Raw genomic sequence first — 260 nt, 5'->3', positions numbered from 1 at the left:
CGCGCGTTCGATGCGACCGGCGACGGCTACGTGCGCGCCGAAGGCGGCGCGTTCGTGCTGCTCAAGCCGCTTGACCAGGCGCTGGCCGATGGCGACACGATCCATGCGGTCATCGCCGGATCGGGCGTGAACTCGGATGGCCATTCGCACGGCGGCATCAACGTGCCGGCGGCGGCGACGCAGGCCGACCTGCTGCGCGCCGTCTATCGACGCGCAGGCGTCGACCCGCGCACGCTCGCCTATCTCGAGGCGCATGGCAC

Annotated in this window: 1 protein-coding gene; it reads left to right on the top strand. The window is 71.5% G+C overall.

The window, feature by feature from the left end; genetic code table 11:
• A partial coding sequence (locus SB751_RS32180; protein ID WP_410749284.1) for a beta-ketoacyl synthase N-terminal-like domain-containing protein occupies positions 1-260 on the top strand: 260 nt, incomplete at both ends.

The organism is Cupriavidus sp. SIMBA_020 (assembly GCF_046535395.1).
Classification (GTDB): domain Bacteria; phylum Pseudomonadota; class Gammaproteobacteria; order Burkholderiales; family Burkholderiaceae; genus Cupriavidus; species Cupriavidus campinensis.
This window is presented reverse-complemented; position numbering and strand designations above follow the sequence as displayed.